This window comes from Cronobacter sp. 153480017-3 (assembly GCF_053627815.1).
The window spans coordinates 672,222-688,682 of sequence record NZ_JBSEYN010000001.1 but is presented as its reverse complement, the minus strand read 5'-3'; the positions used below and the strand labels follow the sequence as shown (position 1 = coordinate 688,682).

At 52.0% G+C, this 16,461-nt stretch carries 16 protein-coding genes and 1 pseudogene; 9 read left to right on the top strand and 8 right to left on the bottom strand.

Features of this window, described 5'->3' with window-relative positions; translation table 11 throughout:
- Positions 1 to 334: 334 nt before the first annotated feature.
- The gene (locus tag ACUW6V_RS03385; RefSeq protein ID WP_012124392.1) at positions 335 to 1,600 is read left to right on the top strand and encodes a hypothetical protein; all 1,266 of its coding nucleotides are present in this window, start codon (positions 335 to 337) and stop codon (positions 1,598 to 1,600) included.
- 173 nt (positions 1,601 to 1,773) lie between these two features.
- On the opposite strand, the gene ACUW6V_RS03380 is transcribed toward ACUW6V_RS03385, so the two are convergent.
- Positions 1,774 to 2,376 carry a site-specific integrase gene (locus ACUW6V_RS03380; protein ID WP_045514381.1) on the bottom strand — a complete coding sequence of 201 codons (603 nt, stop codon included), beginning with the start codon at positions 2,374 to 2,376 and terminating at the stop codon, positions 1,774 to 1,776.
- A 256-nt stretch (positions 2,377 to 2,632) separates the two neighbouring features.
- Between ACUW6V_RS03380 and ACUW6V_RS03375 the strand changes: the two genes are divergently transcribed.
- From ACUW6V_RS03375 to ACUW6V_RS03365, 3 genes are all read left to right on the top strand, one after another.
- A complete protein-coding gene (locus tag ACUW6V_RS03375; protein WP_012124395.1) occupies positions 2,633 to 3,274 on the top strand; it encodes a hypothetical protein in 642 nt (213 codons plus the stop codon).
- 36 nt (positions 3,275 to 3,310) lie between these two features.
- The gene (locus ACUW6V_RS03370; RefSeq protein ID WP_454037998.1) at positions 3,311 to 4,984 is read left to right on the top strand and encodes a hypothetical protein; all 1,674 of its coding nucleotides are present in this window, start codon (positions 3,311 to 3,313) and stop codon (positions 4,982 to 4,984) included.
- Positions 4,985 to 5,428: 444 nt separating this feature from the next.
- On the top strand, positions 5,429 to 6,328 hold the full coding sequence (locus tag ACUW6V_RS03365) for a hypothetical protein (protein ID WP_454037997.1): 900 nt from the start codon (positions 5,429 to 5,431) through the stop codon (positions 6,326 to 6,328).
- 203 nt (positions 6,329 to 6,531) lie between these two features.
- Here ACUW6V_RS03365 and ACUW6V_RS03360 read toward each other — a convergent pair whose 3' ends face one another.
- Positions 6,532 to 6,936, bottom strand: coding sequence for a DUF2251 domain-containing protein (locus tag ACUW6V_RS03360; RefSeq protein WP_069682474.1), 405 nt, complete (start codon positions 6,934 to 6,936; stop codon positions 6,532 to 6,534).
- Between the two features lie 144 nt (positions 6,937 to 7,080).
- On the opposite strand from ACUW6V_RS03360, the pseudogene ACUW6V_RS03355 reads away from it, so the two are divergent.
- Positions 7,081 to 7,375, top strand: a pseudogene (locus tag ACUW6V_RS03355) (DUF4113 domain-containing protein); the annotation flags it as partial.
- A gap of 85 nt (positions 7,376 to 7,460) precedes the next feature.
- On the opposite strand, the gene ACUW6V_RS03350 reads toward ACUW6V_RS03355, so the two are convergent.
- Positions 7,461 to 8,300, bottom strand: coding sequence for a helix-turn-helix transcriptional regulator (locus ACUW6V_RS03350; RefSeq protein WP_075183952.1), 840 nt, complete (start codon positions 8,298 to 8,300; stop codon positions 7,461 to 7,463).
- Between the two features lie 99 nt (positions 8,301 to 8,399).
- On the opposite strand from ACUW6V_RS03350, the gene ACUW6V_RS03345 reads away from it, so the two are divergent.
- Positions 8,400 to 9,296, top strand: coding sequence for an SDR family oxidoreductase (locus tag ACUW6V_RS03345; RefSeq protein WP_012124400.1), 897 nt, complete (start codon positions 8,400 to 8,402; stop codon positions 9,294 to 9,296).
- A 471-nt stretch (positions 9,297 to 9,767) separates the two neighbouring features.
- A complete protein-coding gene (locus ACUW6V_RS03340; protein ID WP_105571283.1) occupies positions 9,768 to 10,349 on the top strand; it encodes a DUF4142 domain-containing protein in 582 nt (193 codons plus the stop codon).
- Between the two features lie 190 nt (positions 10,350 to 10,539).
- Here the strand turns inward: ACUW6V_RS03340 and ACUW6V_RS03335 are convergent, their stop codons facing one another.
- Positions 10,540 to 11,757 (bottom strand): MFS transporter, encoded by a 1,218-nt coding sequence (locus ACUW6V_RS03335; RefSeq protein ID WP_454037996.1) that lies wholly within the window; start codon positions 11,755 to 11,757, stop codon positions 10,540 to 10,542.
- The gene (locus ACUW6V_RS03330; protein ID WP_454037995.1) at positions 11,754 to 11,894 is read right to left on the bottom strand and encodes a hypothetical protein; all 141 of its coding nucleotides are present in this window, start codon (positions 11,892 to 11,894) and stop codon (positions 11,754 to 11,756) included. Before ACUW6V_RS03330 ends, ACUW6V_RS03335 begins: the two co-directional genes overlap by 4 nt.
- A 271-nt stretch (positions 11,895 to 12,165) precedes the next feature.
- On the opposite strand from ACUW6V_RS03330, the gene ACUW6V_RS03325 reads away from it, so the two are divergent.
- Complete coding sequence (locus ACUW6V_RS03325) at positions 12,166 to 13,077, top strand: LysR family transcriptional regulator (RefSeq protein WP_076726687.1); 912 nt, start codon at positions 12,166 to 12,168, stop codon at positions 13,075 to 13,077.
- 356 nt (positions 13,078 to 13,433) lie between these two features.
- Positions 13,434 to 14,039 (top strand): class I SAM-dependent DNA methyltransferase, encoded by a 606-nt coding sequence (locus tag ACUW6V_RS03320; RefSeq protein WP_454037994.1) that lies wholly within the window; start codon positions 13,434 to 13,436, stop codon positions 14,037 to 14,039.
- Positions 14,040 to 14,231: 192 nt separating this feature from the next.
- Here the strand turns inward: ACUW6V_RS03320 and ACUW6V_RS03315 are convergent, their stop codons facing one another.
- The 3 genes from ACUW6V_RS03315 to yedE form a co-directional block, all read right to left on the bottom strand.
- Positions 14,232 to 14,915, bottom strand: a complete 684-nt coding sequence (locus tag ACUW6V_RS03315; RefSeq protein WP_097583246.1) for an SOS response-associated peptidase — start codon at positions 14,913 to 14,915, stop codon at positions 14,232 to 14,234.
- Positions 14,916 to 14,994: 79 nt separating this feature from the next.
- Entirely contained in the window at positions 14,995 to 15,228 is a 234-nt protein-coding gene (gene yedF / locus ACUW6V_RS03310) for a sulfurtransferase-like selenium metabolism protein YedF (protein ID WP_004386794.1), read from the bottom strand.
- The gene (yedE, locus tag ACUW6V_RS03305; RefSeq protein WP_454037993.1) at positions 15,225 to 16,442 is read right to left on the bottom strand and encodes a selenium metabolism membrane protein YedE/FdhT; all 1,218 of its coding nucleotides are present in this window, start codon (positions 16,440 to 16,442) and stop codon (positions 15,225 to 15,227) included. Before yedE ends, yedF begins: the two co-directional genes overlap by 4 nt.
- Positions 16,443 to 16,461: the final 19 nt, after the last annotated feature.

Genomic DNA, 16,461 nt, shown 5'->3' with positions numbered 1-16,461 from the left:
CTAATTATCCAAAGCGCCAGTTAATAGGGAGAATGTCAAAAGCTATGGTGCTGAAAATGAATGTGTCGATTATTTCTTCTGAAGAAACACCACATGTCTTAAGCTGTTCTGTACATGAAGACTGCATTCTCTTTGATAACTGTCACTGGATTATTCATCCCCTTCCTGGAGCTCAAAGCAGATATTTCTTACTGGAGCGATAATTCGAGTTACCAAAGGCCCTCCCGATTGCCAGCTTAGTGTAGAAAAAAGTACAGTTTTTTTCGCAATAGCCCATGCCCAGCTAACTCAACATAATAGCGCCAGCCGTATTCAACGTCCCAGGAAGAGAAAAATGACTCGTATTACGAAAGAACAGAAAGCAGCGATGGACTTTGTGGATCAGCTCTGTTTTGATCAACTGGTAGTTCATTGCGGAATGACTGCTGCTGAGCGGCAACAGACAAAGGAAATCGTGACGCGTGTAAATCAGATGGCTGAAGAACACTATACCGGTGCTAATGCAGAAGCCATCAAACATATGGCTTACTGCTTTCTGGAAGTCTACCTGGCGAATACGCGTGATGAGCTGATAGAGGCGATTCCTGTGGATGTTGAAGCGATAGATCTTCCTGAAGAAACCATTGCAGATTATGATCGTTACAGTACCAATTACCAGTTGGCGTTTATGCTTGTTGTCATCGAGAAAGCGACAGGTTTTGATACTCGTTATGCGCTGGAAATCGCTGAAACCCTAAAGGAAGAGTTTGCTGGCTATTCGGCGCTGGTTCGGCGCGATCTGGTGAAACGCTGTCTGGCCTGGGAGTTTGTGGATGCACCACTGAAGGCCTACTGCTGGTTGATCGTCACAGGGATACTGCCTGCGAGAAAAAATGGTCCTGAACGGATTAACAACTCCGTTACGCCTGAATTTGCTACCCGCCTGACCTTAATGGCCAGTCATGAAATGATAATGCAGTATCTGAAGGTAACGCTCGGTGCAAAGAGTGCAGCATCAGTACTGGTTCGCAATAACAACTTGAAATTAAATGAAAATTATATTGAAAGATTACTTGACGTCGAACACTCATTCAATGAAGCCAGTCTCAGGCCAAGCCTGAGAGACGTGCCGCTGATCACTATCCGTGATTTCAATAATCCGCAACGGGTGCAGAAGTTCTTCAGCAACTGGGGTAGCCGTAAGACAAGGTTACGTATGCACACAGGGACACTGGCCAGCTGGCCGGGATATCTCGGCGCTGCCATGATTGAAATTCGCCTGGCCGACGAATACCTTTCTGCGGCGCAGGAAAAGTTTCGCCAGGGCAGCCGCAATGTTTACATGAGTGACCTGAAGGTTCTGCCGATTTTCAATGCCTTTGATAATCAGCACACCCTGAGCGCAGAAGTGCAAGGAAAACTTGCTACATATGGTCTGCAGATTAACGCAGACACTCTGTACCGCACGCATGTGATGATCATAAAGACGACCCTGCAATTACTTCATAGTTACTGTCATTTGACGCGTACAACCGGTGTGGTCATGTCGGCCATCGAAGATGACATTTGGTATATGTCTCTCTTTATTCATCGCGACAAAGTAGCAGCTCAACAGCGTTAGCGGTACATAACGGGATCGCCAGGCACATAACGTGCAACCCGATCCTCTCAGGCCTGCAGTAAACTGCGGGCCGCACTGATGCAGCCTCTTGACCTGCTCCCTATTGATTGGCACCGATTGTTCTCAGTAACTTCCGCAACTGGCACAGGGCTGCTGTTGCAGCCCCGACAACCCTAGACTTCAATCGACTCCGAGATCTCTAACGCATCATCGACCTCAATGCCCAGATAACGGACTGTGCTTTCGAGTTTCTTATGGCCCAACAGAAGTTGGATCACCCGGAGGTTCTTAGTTTTCTTGTAGATTAGGTAAGGTTTTGTTCTTCTCATGGAATGTGTGCTGTACAGCGAATCGTCGAGACCAAGCTTTTCTACCCACCCATGAAAGATTCGGTTGTATTGCCGGGTTGAAATGTGCTGGTTAGTTCCGACCCGAGACCGAAACAAGAAGTCTTTACTGTGCAAATTGCCAAGCTTTATCAATGCAGAAACAGCTTCTCTGGTCCCTTTGGTTATCTCAAATTGCACAGGACTACCGGTTTTCTGTTGCAAAACCGTTGCTCTGCTTGAAACAGAGCTGCCATATGCAACATCAGATACTTTGAGTTTGACCAGATCACAGCCCCGAAGCTTACTGTCCAGGGCCATATTGAACAGAGCTAAATCGCGCGTTTTACCTTCCAGTTCAAGTCGGATTCTGATCCCCCAGATATGAGATATCTGAAGTGGTCTTTTTTGGCCGATGATACGGTCTTTGTTCCACGGTGACGTGTTCATACTCAAATCTCCTGCAATGTGGGAGATTTGAGTATGGTTGTCCCTTATGAGCGAAGAGTGGAAATTCGCAGCTCCAACAACTACATGGCCAACATTGAGGTGTCTTAATCAACGCGGAGCAGGTCAGTTACTGAAGTTTTTTTCTGTTTCTCGTCCACCTTGAATTATGAACAACATTAGAAGATATTAAGTTTTGAACGAATAAAAATGATCGTATTTTTATTAATCAGATAATTATAATAATCTGAGGCGATGAATGAAATTAGTGAAGATTGTAGGGTATTGCGCAGGTGGAGTTGCAGTAGGTGTTGCTGCTGTTGCTTTAGCTCCATTCACGGGTGGCGGCTCGGTCTTGGGTGCTGCTTCATTAGCAGGATCACTGCTCGGTGCAGAGGCTCTTGCTGTAGGGGCTGCTGTAGTGGGAGGTGCTGCTGGAGCGGCTGCAAGCGTTGCGGATGACTCTGCAACTGAAGCCCGTCGCCAGAGTGATATTAATCAAGGCAGGAATGAGGAGCGGGCTCGCCATACTGCCGAAATGCATGCACTGAAACGCCAGATCACCGCGCTGTTGGATCAAATTGCCAATCGTGACCAATTCATTGTCGCTGCATTCGGACTTGGCATAGCATGCGCTTCCACTAGTCGTAAACTCACAGACAATTTGATGGAAGAGCTGGACTGGCTGATTTGCGGGATAGGTACGAGAGCGCAGCTGCCTGCAATTACACAAAATAAAATTTCAGAAATGAGAAGTAACCCACCCTCAACAAATTCAGCCAAAGCGTTGATCAAAAAACATGCCTTTACTAGCAGTGAACACGAAGAAATCTTCAACATCATTATCAATACAGTTGCCGAATTTACTGAAGGTAGCCTCCAAACCGCCCATGGATTCTGACAGTTTCTAATTGCTTGCTGGATATAGGATAGTGACATGGATAATGCTCAACGACATAAAATGCGATTAGCTAACATTCGACAGCACCAATCAGCAGCAAGGAAAGGTAACCTGGCGATGCCTGATTTGTTTGGATTAAGCCTAATCAATGCCGAAGATGCCCGGTTTATTGAAAATAACGATATGGCTGCTGCCTATGTTGGCGAACTCTATAGTTACGAAGTTAAAGATTCAGATATCGCAGAAATTACTGATTTAATCGCAAATATGGATGCGGAAAGCGGCTCTAATTCAATTCTGGAACCCGTCTTCCTTGGCCTTATCGATGGCACCATGCGGTCATTTAAGCTTGGTACTAAGCAAGGGATCACCGCGTCACGACTCTATAACGAATGCAAAGTATTTTCGTATGCCAAACCGCAGAGCAATACGACGATTGATAGTTATACCGAACAGCTCAATGAGCAGGTGAACATCGCGATATTTGATAAACGGTCAGTCTACTATAAGGGAAAAATGACTCGCGATGGCAACGTAACCACGATGCGAAAAGATTCAGATCCGATTAAAGAAAAGTATTTTGGTGACGAGAATACTGCCCAAGATGGTTATGATCCTGATAGCGTTATTTATAAAAACAAGAAACATGCCAAAAGTGAAGGTTTACCGGGGCAAGCTGCTCAAGCAGATCATGTGGTGCCTTGCGCAGAACTTTGCAAAAATCTCAAGAGCAACAAAGCATTGACTGTTGATGACATAAAAGACATCATCAATATTGAAGAAAATATTGTGATTACCAGCCAGGTAAGTAATGCCGGTGGCAATAAAGCTAAACATGATTTGACGCGTGACGAATTACAACAGCAAATTGACCAGGGCTACGTACTTAGTAAAAATAAGCAGAATAAAATAGTTCTTACGGAAAAAGACAAAGAAGTCAAAGCGAATCAAATTAAGAGAATGGACGAAGCACAAATTGCCTTAGATAAGAAAACAAATGAAACAGTGTGGGGTAATGTCAAAAGCAACAGAGAAGTTCAACAGAGACTGGCTGTCGATGCGGGCAACGCTGCGGGACACCAACTGCTGGGAGAAGTGATTTTATTTGCAATAAAACCGCTCTACTATGAGTTAAATGACTGTCTCAGAAATGGCATTGAAGATGGGATTGCCGCAAATAGTTTCAAAGAGGCGCTTAAGGAACGCTTTGGCCGGATGAAAATGCATATTATGGAAAAGGCAGCTAACCTTTTAAAAGGTGGACTACTCTCCTTTTTTAAAAACTTCATCAGCATGCTGCTCGAAGGGATCCTTAACTGCTTCGTTGGCGTATTTAAAAAAATCGCTCGGGTAGTTAAGGAAGGCGTAAAAATATTGATGCAAATTGCTCCTATCCTGAGGGACGCAAACAAATCACCTGCGCAAAAAGGCGATGCCATTCTAAAGCTCATTGCAGGCTCGGTAACTATGTTTGCGGGTATCGCTATCGAAAGCTGGCTCAGTGGCATGGGCATGGGTGAGCCGTTAAGTATAATTGCGGCCTCATTTTTGTCTGCTGTCTTAACCGCACTCACCATGTATGCGCTGGATAAAATGGATTTGTTTAACATCAACAAAGGATTAAGAACTCAACGTATTTCTGAAATTCTCAATCTGGAGATTGAAAATACAGAACATGAAATTATCGATTCCCTTACTCTCCTGACTTAGTAAGGGTTGAGCGTTAATAAGCTTTCAGTAGTCCTTCACAATAGCTTCGGTTGTGTCTGGAGGATTACTTTGTCATCGCGTTGATATAAATTAGAAACCATTATCGCCATTACCACGCATTAATCCGTGTGCATTACCGAACCGGCGATTCAGAATTAAATAGCACCTTTATGTGTCTACCCATAATTCAGTGCGACTGTAATTGTATTATAAGTGATCGCTCAGGCGATTACCTTACTCGATCCTAAAATGGTTCATCGCCAGTTTAGGATTGGCATACTGCACCTTTTTGAAACGCCCGCTTCTGGCACAAAGCTGACAGGGCTATTGCCTCGCAAGTCGCTCTAACCAGAAGTAGACTAAACCGTTCGGAAAGTTACTTGCTGTTTGAGCAGGTATCAGGGCAATCTTAGTAGATTGACCTGATACCTGGAGCTATGTCAGATGAATATGATGCTAAAATTTATGCTCTCTCAGTATGCTCAACTGCCCATACCACAGGACATCCTTCATAGCTGGCTTGAAAAATGGATTTATGAGCAGGAAAAATACTGTGTGGATACCACCTTTTCAGCACGTTTTCCATGGAAAGAAACTGGCTTACCACAAGAGTATTTTTTACAGCGTAAACTCAATATTGATGGTCATCAGTTTCTTACTGGTCCGCGTTATCGCGGGGGCGATATCAATAACCCTTTCATTGATATTGTCGCTTCAGACTCCAACATAGATTGCTCTGTACTCAAATCTGTCTGCCAGGAGTGGGAGCAGTTAAAGCCACAGTACATTCGAATTCTCACGCCCTGCCACGAAAAAAATCAGAGTATAACAGACCAATTAATCTATGCATCCTGGCTGTCTGGTGCTTCAGAATATCCGGATGACACAGTAACCCTGAGATTGGCTGAGTACGTCGATTTTGAATGGTGCCGACGGGCTCTGATGGATGCCTATCAGTATTCGTTGTTAGCTATCCCAGCCTTAAGAGGCAATCTGTGCCCTGTCGATGAGGAAGAGCTCAGTAATCATATTTCAGAAGGTGATGCGCATATTGTTTACGAAGAGGGAATCCGTGTAGGACTGATAATTTGCGAAAGAGGAGACGTCGCTTTTTTACGTGGCTATCGAATTTCTGACGAGGTTATCGTTCCTGCCTTTCGCGGACGCTCTCTGGCCTCCTTTGCTCAGCGCCTGCTTTGTAACTCTCTTTACCATTCCAGCCGGGAACCAATTCTGATGACAGGAACTATCATTCCGGAAAATTTGCCATCCATAAAGACAGCTGTAAAAGCGGGGCGGACATGTATTCTCAGATATGAGTTTTTACCTGTGATGTTTAGTTAATCGGCTGAACCTGAACGTTAGTTCTGTTGCCGTGTATTGATATAAAATATGTCTATATGACTTTCTCTTTTGACCTGCTCCCTGTTGATTCACCCACCACGATGTTAGTAACGCCTTCATCACCAGTCTGATTGAAATAATAGCGAAGCTCTTAACTCCCGATGTGCGGACATAGTTATGGCAGGCGCCAGGCCTGCCGAACCTCATCGAAAAAAATCGTCTACCGCATCGCTCCACTCATGGCCTGACTTCGACCATATTTTGTTTATTGGTGGAGGAAAACCACTTCTGCAGTACCCATTTTTCCCGACGAAATCAAAAGCTCCATGCGGGTATCCGTTAATCAGTAGCACGCACTTTTGACTATCTTCAGACCAGCCAATTTTTACATCAGAAGGGACGTGGCCGTCAGAAATATCTTCGGCGTTGTAGATATGCAACGCGTCCTGAATCGGATTTCCGTCGACAGACTCATCGAGAGCGTAGAAATATCCGGTCTCACCATCGTCCTCAAAAACTGCCGCCAGCATCCCCTCAGGAGCCAGGCTCTTTATCACCTGCGTTTCACCAACTACGAGCTCGGCCTGTATTGTTACTAAGATTGCCATTCAAATTACTCTCCTTTCCTTGTGCATTACGTTAGATAGCTTTCTAACTTACCGCAAATTTAACATAGCGTCTGTTCTGGCATATAGCAGATAGTAATAACACTATAGAATTCTCTTAAATATCCCGCACGGTCAAGAACGGCACGAATTTTAGAAGTCGTATGGCATGGCGACCACCGGTACCAGAAAGCGGGGGATACTGGGTGACTTTTTCAGCCAGGGCGTGGCGCAGCTGAACCTGTTTGATGAGAGCGCGCCGCGCGCTAACAGCGAGGCGCTGATATCACTGAGGGACAAATTCAACCAGCAGGGGCGGGGAACGCTCTATTTTGCGGGGCAGGGCATCCAGCAGTCGTGGCAGATGAAGCGGGAGAGGCTTTCGCCTTGCTGCACGACATGGCTCGCTGATGTACAGACCGCGCGGGCATGGTTAAAGTGATGGTCTCCGGGCATTCAATCCAAGATAACATCCGCTTTGAGCGAGGCGCGGACGTTTAATCATGGCAAACTGAAGAAAGTCTGACTCAGCCTTCGCGCTGGGCCCGGTTTTGGGTTATCCAACGCTCTATTTTCATCCTGCTTTCTTCGGTTGCTGGATTGAAGAGCATCATTGACAGATCCGGTCTCCCTTCGACAGAAAAGGTGCAAAACTCCAGCGCAATTGTCCCGATTTGCGGGTGATGTAGCATCTTTAACCCTTCCCCATGTCCGGCAACATCGTTGTTACGCCACAGGCGGGCAAAGTCAGCGCTTTGAGCGGATAGCTCCTCAACCAGCAGAGCGATTTCCTCTGACGCACCAAGGCGCGCGGCATCCGCCCGAAAGGCATTGACGATGAGCCGGGCCACGCCCTCCCGGTCGTGCTGCATCTCCAGCGCCTCCGGGTCGGTAAACAGCAGGCGCAGAATATTTCGCCGCGCGGGCGGCAGCAGCGCGTAGTCCTTCAGCACAACCGTCGCCGGGTAATTCCATGCCACTACATCCCAGATGACGGTTTTGATAATCGCCGGAATCGTCAGGCTTTCCAGCACGCGTTGCAACCGTGGGGTTATGCTGCCGGACGGACTTACCCGGCTTTCCGGCGGATGGCCAAAGGCAAGTATAAACAAATGATCGCGTTCGGGAGATGTAAGCCGCAGCCCGGCAGCAATCCGGTTCAGCACCTCGCGTGAGGGGGCTCCCCCTCGGCCTTGCTCAAGCCAGGTATACCAGGTCGGGCTGATATTCGCGAGCTGAGCCACCTCTTCGCGGCGCAGGCCCGGCGTACGGCGGCGGCCGGGCAAAAAACCAAACGAAGCCGGGTCAAGTCCCAGACGGCGGGCCCTTAAAAAATCACCCAGAGGATTTTCAGAAAGCAGCGTCATAAATTAGCCTGTTAATGTTTATACACTGATAACGTCACGACTTTAATAGTAAAAGATCCGTGCTTACGCTGTTGCAGTAAATTACTCAGGAGAAAGACCATGCGTATTTTTGTAACGGGTGCGACGGGTTTTATTGGCTCACGTGTAGTATCAGCCCTTCTTGCACGCGGCCATCAGGTGACCGGGCTTGTGCGTTCAGAAGAAGCAGCCCGGCAGTTAGTCGATAAGGGCGTTACTGCCCAGCGCGGAACGCTGGAAGATCCCCTGTCGTGGGTTGCAGGCATCGACCAGTGCGATGCAGTGATCCACACCGCCTTCGATCATGATTTCACCCGTTTTGTGGAAAATTGCGAAAAAGATCGCCGGGTTATTAGCGCTATTGGCTTTGTGCTTCAGGGCAGCCAGCGCCCGCTGCTTATCACCTCCGGCACCGGGATGGGTGATGACGGCAGCGGCCAGCCCGCTCTGGAGCAGAATTTCAACCCGGCACATCCTAACCCACGTGTAGCCTCTGAGCTGGAAGGCTCTCAGCTACTGGAATCAGGGATTGATGTGCGCGTGGTGCGTTTGCCTCAGGTTCACAACACCGAACGCCAGGGGTTAATCAGCTATTACATCTCTCTTGCCAGAGAAAAAGGCGCAGCAGCTTACATTGGCGAAGGTAAAAACGCCTGGTGTGCGGCACACGTGGATGACGTGGCCGGGCTGTACGTAAAAGTGCTTGAGCAAGGCGAACGCGGCAAACGTTATCATGCGGTAGCGGAGGAAAGCATTGCCTCATGGCTGATTGCGCAAACCGTGGCGACCGGCCTGGATATCCCTGCTGTTTCGCTGAAATCAGAACAGGCCGCAGAGCATTTTGGCTGGTTCGCCGCTTTCACAATGATGGATATGCGTGCCAGCGGTGCATGGACACGCCAGCAGCTCGACTGGCAGCCCAAAGGACCAGGGCTTATTGATGATTTGCGCAGCATGAGTTTCTCAGGCAAGCCTTAGACCCAGCGCCGGGTAGCGGTTAAAACTTACATCTATAGGCAAAGCCTGTTATTACGGCGCCGCCGATACGTCCGCTCCTGGCATAGAGCAGATGTTATTAATACCATACACGTGTCTCTGATTTTCGTACTGTCAGGGACGACACGACGTCTGGATGCCGTATGGCGTGACGACCATCGGTACCAGAAGACGGGCGTTATGCCGGATCAGGCACGGTTTTATGGGCAAGTAGCGACAGGCTGTCAGAAATTCTCTGCCTGCTTTTTTGTTTTTATCACCGCAGGCCAGCGATCCGCTGACCGCAGTTTTATGACGCGCAAGCGCGGGTGTTTTCTTGCTGATTTGTCTGACTTAAGCAACCCTCCCGGAATGTTAAGCCTATACTGACCAGTGTAGTCGTAACTTTCCTCTGAGGTGGCGTACGGTAAATGAACCGATACCCGCCTTACCTATGGTCATCAGGAGAACAACATGCAAAAGACGAAAACCCTGAAAGGGCTGCTGGTTGCCTCAGCAGTCGCCGCGATGTTCAGCACCGCAGGCGTGCAGGCCGAGACGCCGAAAAGCTCCACGCAAAATGAGGCCGCAGGTCAGACCACATCGGGTGCGAAACTCAGCGCGGGCGATGAAAAAGCGCTGAAGGACATGGCGCAGGCCGACATCAATGAAGTCGCAGCCGCGAAGATTGCGCTGGAAAAAGCACAGAACAGCGACGTCAAAGCCTTTGCACAGAAGATGGTCGATGACCATAGCGCTGCCCTCAGCAAAGTGCAGGCGGTTGCCCAGCAGAAAGGCGTGACGCTGCCGACCGAGCCCGACGCGAAGCACAAGGCCATGGCCGCTAAGCTTGAAAAAGAGAGTGGCGACGCCTTTGACAAGCAGTATATGGAGAACGCCGGTACTAAAGACCACAAAATGGTGCTCTCAAAACTGCAGAGCGACGCCAAAAAAATCAAGGATGCAGATGTGAAGGCGCTGGCCGACGCGCATACGCCGGTTGTTGAGGAACACCTGAAGTCCGCCGAGCAGATGTCGAAACATTCAGGTAAATAATCGGGTCAATGTGTGAGCACAGGGTTCGGTAAACCGGAATACTTGTGCTCAGGACAAAAAATCGCGCCACGCCAGAAGTGGCGTTGTTGTTGCGATCAATAGATGAATAACAGGGACGTTATTTTCACCACATCGCAGGCAAAAAAACCAACCGCAACAGGTTGGTTTTTTAATCGGTACGGACACCCATTCACATTGTGTTCGTGTCGTTCATCTGGCCGTGAAGCGTTGTGATAAGAAAAGCGGGGCGCTGCATTTGCCACAGCATCCAGATGACTCCCAGGCCCACGACGATAGCACCAACCCAGGCGGTGCTGGTCAGTCCCATAACTTCCAGACTCGCCCCTCCGAACAGTGAACCCAATGCAATGCCACCGTTGAAGCCGGCAATGTTTAATCCAGCGGCAACGGCGGGAGCGTGCGGCGCATGGCTATGGGACAATCTGATAACACGTGCCTGCAAGGCCGGTACAGCCGCATAAGTCAGTGCTCCCAGCAAGCCTGTGAGCAGCACCATCAGTGGCAATGACGACGCTGATAGCCAGATAGCCAACAACACGACGGCGAGGCCGACAAGCACCGTCATCACGGCCGCATCGGGCCCCTTACGATCGGTGAGTCGCCCACCCCATACGTTGCCAATGGCTGCCATGATGCCATAACCCAGCATCAACAGGCTGGCAGTGCCTGAGCTAACATTCGTCACTTGCTGTAAAACGGGTGAAATATAGGTATATAGCGCGAACGATCCTGCATAGGCCAGTACGGTGATACTGGCGCCTGCCAGTAAACGCGGATTGAATATGGCCCGTAGTCCGTTCATCGCATTAGCCTGCGTTAAGGTATCGTCACGTTCCGCTGGCATCAGCGTCAGTAAGCCCAGAAAGCCAATGGCACCACTGCCTGCCACTCCCATAAAGATAACCTGCCAGCTCAACAAACTGCCCAAATAGGTGCCGACTGGCACGCCAATCGCCAGTGCCAGCGTCAGCCCGCCGAAAACTACCGCGACGGCCGCACCAGCGCGATGCTGCCCGGCCAGTTGCGTTGCCACGCTGGACGCCACAGCGAGAAAGACACCATGCCCCAGACCTGAAGCAAAACGAGCGACCAGCATGGGCGTCAACGCATCGGACACACTTACCACCGCGTTGCCCAGCGTAAACATTGCCATCGCCACTAGCAGTAGCCGCTTGCGCGGCCAGCGGGTTGCCAGCGCGGTCAATACAGGCGCGCCGATCACCGCGCCCAGAGCGTAGGCTGTGACCGCCATACCAACCTGGCTGACAGTGGTATGCAAATCGGCAGAGATGGTTGACACCAGCCCGATAGTGACGAACTCAGTAAAGCCCAGTGCAAAGGCGCAAAGCGCGAAGACATAGATGACGAAAGGCATACGTTCACTCATACCGTAACCTCCTGCTGCCGGTGGTTTAGCTCCAGCGGGAATTTCGTCACGGTCGCGGGACCGCCGGGCGCGCTGTCGGCTTCCTTAGCCGTTTTTTTACGTTTATGGTGGATCAGGGCGAACAAAGGGTGTGGCATGGTTTGGGGCTCCTGTATTGCAAAACCGATGACCGCCTTCGCCGATGTGACGGACACAATGACGCGCCGGACCGCAGGTGATTCTCATCAGCCAGCACACCAATGAAAAGGGTGAAGCAGGGGCTGGAGATGACGATCTTCGGGGGAAAGCGGCGCGTCGCCAAAGACCAATACTTACTGCGACACGCCAGGTTTTGATCGCCATTCTAGTGATGCCGATCTACCATATAAATGACCATAATCGACAAACACTTTCCCTGAATCGTACCAAATGACTTTACGCAATCTTGATGACCTGGCGGTATTTGTGCACGTCGTTGAGTGCCGGAGCTTTTCTGCGGCGGCGCGCGCCCTGCATCTGGCACCCAAGACCGTGAGCAAGCAGATAGCCCGGCTGGAACAGGCGCTGGGTGCGACTCTGTTTGAGCGAAACACGCGCAACCTGCGCATCACCCATGAAGGGCGCGCTATTGCCGAGCGGGCGAAGGTCGCGCTGAGCGTCTTGGAAGAAATGCAGGAAGTGGCGACGGGCGCCAGCCGCGATCTGCGCGGCATTATCCGCCTGACCGCGCCCATGCCGTTTGGGCGTAAGTACGTGGCACCGGCCATCCAGGATTTCTGCCGCCTGCATCCTGGTGTCACTTTCGACCTGCGGCTCTCTGACCAGATGCAGGATCTGTATAGCGACGATCTGGACCTGGCTATCCGTATGGGTGAGCTGGCCGATTCGCGGCTGGTCGCGCTGCGTGTGGCCGACAACCGCCGTATCCTGGCGGCATCTCCTGATTATCTGAAAGCGCACGGGCAGCCTGCTCATCCGCAGGATCTGGCGCAGCATAACTGCCTGGTGTTCGCCTATCCGGGCCTGCAGCAAAGCATCTGGCCGCTGCGCAAAGGCCGCATGGAAAAAGCTGTCGCGGTGGGCGGCACGCTGTGCAGCGACAGCGGCGACGTGCTTCACGCCTGGTGCCTTGCCGGGATGGGCATCTCGCTGCGAGAGACCTGGGATATACATGAAGAACTGCGTGACGGGCGGTTAGTACGCGTTTTGCCGGAGTGGGAAGCGACCCCTTCCAGGATCAGCATCGTGCGGGCGCGGCGAGAACCCATTGCTCGTCGGTTGACGGTGTTCAGTGATTTTCTGCTGGAACGCTGGCGGGATGCGCCATGGGATGCGCCCTGACAGGTTTTATGCCTCTTTGCTGCCCCCAGACGTTAACGATCAGTAAAGGGGCGTTCTGGCTGTCAAGATCGGTGAAATTCATGTGGCTCTCCGGTGATGAGGTATCCGGTGAATCTATTGCACCTGGCAACACGTTCACAACCGAAAAACGGACGAGTATTTTTCGGTAAAGAGTAACTGATGGCCAGCAAGGTTTGCCTGCCTGACGTTCACGGCTCCCGCAGAAAGCGGGGAGCGGGCTGCTTATTTACGCGGTCACGTAAAAAGCCTTAACGCCACCCACCTGGAATCGGCGGCTTCAGGCGCTCGCTCGTGTGCGTATACTCAGTATTTCAATTTCATCCGGGATACGCCTTATGACTCATCCTTCCTCAAAGACCGTCGCGCATTTTTACCGCCACCATGCCCTGCAGTGGGACGAGATAAGACAGGCGCGATTTGTTGAGCAGCCGTGGCTCGATGCCGTACTGGAGGGGCTGCAAGAGGGCGGTACCGTGCTCGATATCGGCTGCGGGTCAGGGAGCCCGATAGGTACGTATATCGACAGCAAAGGGTTTGCTATCACCGGCATTGACGTAACGCCTGCGCTGGTTGCCCTTTGTCGGGAACGGCTGCCGCGCCACCGCTGGTTAACCGGTGATATGAGAACGCTGTCGCTTAGCGCGCGTTTTGATGCGCTGATTGCCTGGGACAGCTTTTTTCATCTCACGCGTGAAGATCAGCGCGCCATGTTTGCTATTTTTCAGCAGCACGCAAAACCAGGCGCGAAATTACTGTTTAACAGCGGGCCGGAAAATGGCGAAGCGGTGGGGGAATTTCTGGGTGAGGCGTTATATCACGCGAGCCTGTCGCCGGAAGAATACACGCAATTGCTGAATGCGCATGGCTTTGACGTTCTCACGTTTCGCCCGAATGACGCGGCGAGCGGTGGGCGCACCGTCTGGCTGGCGCAAGCGCGCTGAGCTTATTGACGCCGCGGCCCGTCTCGACGGGCCATATTATCCGGCATTACAGCCAGCCCATATAATCGGCGCCCCAGACGACAACTGCCACTATCACTAAAATCATCGTTGTTTTGCGCATCGTATACGTTCTCTGATTAAGTTCTTCCTTAACATCATGCCCGTAATACGAAAGATTATCTAATAACAGCGTCACACGACAGGGTTATCAACAGGGGCGAGCAGGTCCGGGCTCTGGTTTCTGATATTCCCTACCGCGCGATCCACCGGGTGCCAGATAAACGCGTCAGGCCCGAGCGCGCCGTCGTGCGCGAGCGTTTCTGCGCGTTTGTCTGAGGTCTCCGGGCTAAGCCAGGCAAGCGCGGCCTCCGCCGTCAGCGCCACCGGACGGCGGTCGTGGATGTCGACAAGCCCTTTGTCCGCCGCCGCGGTGACAATCACAAACCCTTCCCGGTCGTCGCCCTGCTCAAACGGCGCTTTGCCGATGGCGGCGAAAAACAGCGGCTCGCCATCAGCGCGGTGAATGAAATAAGGCTGCTTTTTATCGCCTTCGCGTTTCCACTCATACCAGCCGTCGGCAAAGACAATCGCGCGCCCGTGTTGCCACAGCGGCTTAAACATCCGGCTGGTGGCGGCGGTTTCCACGCGCGCGTTAATCAGCGGCGTTTTATGCCACCACGCTGGCGCATAGCCCCAGTGAACAGGGTCGAGATGCAACACATCATCGCGCTGGCTCAGTAACAGCACGCGGGTGCCGGGCGCGACGTTATAGCGCGCCAGCGGCTGCGGGTCGAAAGCGATATCGCGCTCCGTCGTTTCATCAAGCGCCGCGAGGTACGCTTCACGGCTTAAGGTCTGGGCAAATCTGCCGCACATAGCAGGCTCCGGTTAACAGGCTTTTACCGAAGTATAGGGCAGGAACCGCGCGCCCTCCCGGCGGAGAGGGCGCTGAGGGTTATTTCTGAATAAGATAACGGATGGTGGGGCCATCCTGCTGGATATCCAGCACCGTATAGCCGTGGTTGCGGGCGTCCAGCGGAATGTTATTAATCGACTGCGGGCAGTCGCTGATCACTTCCAGAATCTCGCCCTTTTTCAGCTGCGGCAGCGCTTCGAGCGTGGCGACCGCCGGGTAAGGGCAGGGCTCGCCGGACATATCCAGGCGATAATCAGGGGTAATGGCGTTCATGCGCCCTCCTTAATAGCCGCAGCGGTGGCGGCAGGTTTCTGACGGCGGAAAAAGCGTTTCTCCTGCGCGATGACCAGCATCAGCGCGGCGAAAAGCAGCAGATACGTCACCAGCAGTCCGCCGAGTGGCCCGAATGTATTCAGCAGGTTGATTTTGTCCCAGCTGGTCGCAAGTGACGGCGCTAGGTCATCCCAGAAATACGCCAGCACGGTGGAGCCAATCACGTTGCCAAGCCCCACCCACCAGTAGTGCACCTGGCCTTCCACGGCGCGATACATCCAGCCGGTTTCACAGCCGCCGGCCAGCACAATACCGAAGCCGAACAGCAGCCCGCCGAGCACCGCGTTCGGGCCAGCCCACATGATTTTCGGCTCGGCACCCAACTGGACATAGCTGAAGATGCCGATGGCGCTCACCGCCATCCCAAAAATAATCGCTTTAGCCATATGGGTGCGGCCGGTTATCCACATATCGCGAAACGCGGAGGTAAAGCAGATCTGCGCGCGTTCGATAAGCAGGCCGAAACCGACGCCGAACAGTATCGCGAGGCCCAGTTTCGGCGCGTTCATGGCCGTGAGCAGCGCCCAGCCAATCATGCCCGCAAACACCAGCATCCCGATGCGAAAACGGCGCTTCGCCTGGTCAGGCTTTTGCGTCAGCGGCGCGGCGGCGCTCACTTTCTGCATTTTCACCGGAATACGAAACAGCGGCAGCAGGGTAAAGCGCGCGCCGAACCACGAGCCGATAGCCGTCGCCAGCGCGAAAAACCAGGCGTGCAGCGAGAACTGCGGAATGCCGGTAAAAAACGCCGCCAGGTTGCAGCCCATCGCCAGACGCGCGCCGAAGCCCGCGATGATGCCGCCCGTGACCGCCTGAATAATGCGGATGCGGTGCTGTGGCATACGCAACTTCACATTGTTGGCCCACAGCGCCGCCGCGAAGCAGCCCCCGAACATCCCGATAATCATCATCCCGTCGATGCGGGTCAGCGGGGTGCCTTCCAGATGAATCAGCTTGTAGTAGCCCCAGTTTTCAGCGTGAACGCCGAAGAGCTGTAAGAGTTGCCCGCCCCAGCGGGTGAATTCGCCGGTAACGGCCCAGAAGGTGCCGGTGATACCGAAATAATAAGTGGAGAGGATGCCGGCGGCGATTACGGCGGGCAGCGGGGCCCAGAAACGAACGAGATATTGCTGTTTAAAGTCGTGCCATGACATGAATTTTAGCCTCTGAACT